The sequence below is a fragment of the Nitrobacter sp. 62-23 genome, from assembly GCF_001897285.1.
In the GTDB taxonomy this organism is placed as follows: Bacteria; Pseudomonadota; Alphaproteobacteria; order Rhizobiales; family Xanthobacteraceae; genus Nitrobacter.
This window is the reverse complement of sequence record NZ_MKSM01000086.1, coordinates 1-1,256: the sequence shown is the minus strand read 5'-3', so window position 1 is coordinate 1,256 and position 1,256 is coordinate 1. Positions and strand designations below refer to the sequence as shown.

The following is a 1,256-nucleotide window of genomic DNA, read 5'->3' as shown; positions in this document are numbered from 1 at the left end:
TATGCCCAAAGAACTTGCGAACCCGCTTGCGACCGGTGAACGTCTGCTGCACCATCGTGGCCTCTCATGTCGTCGCCCGTGAGGGGCGAACCTTCCGAAGCGCGACTGGCATCGCCCCCGGGGTGAATCTTCGGAACGCTCTCAAGAGCGGAACGCAAACGTCAGGACTTAAATCCTGAACCGGAACGCCAGGCTCGCAGAACGCAAAACGACGCGCGGGGTGCAGGAACTACACCCAGCCCGTCAAAACTATCTCCAAAACGGACCTAAAAAGCCCGAAATCGCTGCTCTCCCAACAGCTTATGGGAGAACGCCGCCGTTCCGCCATCCGCCGTGCTTTCGTGCTGCCGTCCCGATATGGGATAGCAATCGTGGAGATTCGAGAGGTAGTTCACCCAACTCTCCACACTTTCCTGTGTACAACCGCCCGGATCGGGCCCGGCGGTCGCACCCGGTGCGCGCGATTGCAATCGCACGCGGTCCGGGTAATCCGGTCACCTCACCCGCTCATGGCCGGACTTCGTCGGCCACCCACGTTTCGTCCTCCCGAACCCGCTGCGCCCGTCAAGCCTGACGATAGAGACGCCGGATTTCGTGAGTCGGCCTCTCCTCGTCAAGGCCGGGCATAGGGTCCGAAGAACGGTGTCGCTTCCGCTTGCCTATGTCAGACCCAAGTCTTGTGCGATCCCTTGGGGCGATCTCCGGATGGCTCGGCTTCACCTCGCTTGTCCGGATTTCATCCCTTCAACTTCCGTCATGACCGGGCTTGACCCGGCCATCACGTCCTTAGGCAATCCCCGGATCGCGCTCGGCTTCGCCTCGCTTGTCCGGGGATGGAATTTCGTAATCGCCGGCTGCGCCGCGATTACTTCAACTCAACCTTGCCGCCGGCCTTCTCAAGCTGGGCCTTGATCTTCTCGGCTTCGTCCTTGTTCACGCCTTCCTTGACAGGCTTGGGCGCGCCCTCGACGAGGTCCTTGGCTTCCTTGAGGCCGAGCCCGGTGATGGCGCGAACTTCCTTGATGACCTCGATCTTCTTGTCGCCCGCGGCTGCGAGCACGACGGTGAACTCGGTCTTCTCTTCGGCGGCCGGAGCGCCACCGCCGGCGCCCGGCGCAGCGGCGACAGCCACAGCCGCGGCGGCCGACACGCCCCACTTCTCCTCGAGCAGCTTCGCCAGTTCGGCAGCCTCGAGCACGGTCAGCGCCGAGAGGTCGTCAACAATCTTCTGCAGATCAGCCATCGATATATTCCTT

1 protein-coding gene is annotated in these 1,256 nt (G+C 62.3%); it reads right to left on the bottom strand.

Annotated elements, in window-relative coordinates; all coding sequences use genetic code 11:
* Positions 1-865: 865 nt before the first annotated feature.
* Positions 866-1,243, bottom strand: a complete 378-nt coding sequence (gene rplL, locus BGO16_RS07715) for a 50S ribosomal protein L7/L12 (RefSeq protein ID WP_292618036.1) — start codon at positions 1,241-1,243, stop codon at positions 866-868.
* Positions 1,244-1,256: the final 13 nt, after the last annotated feature.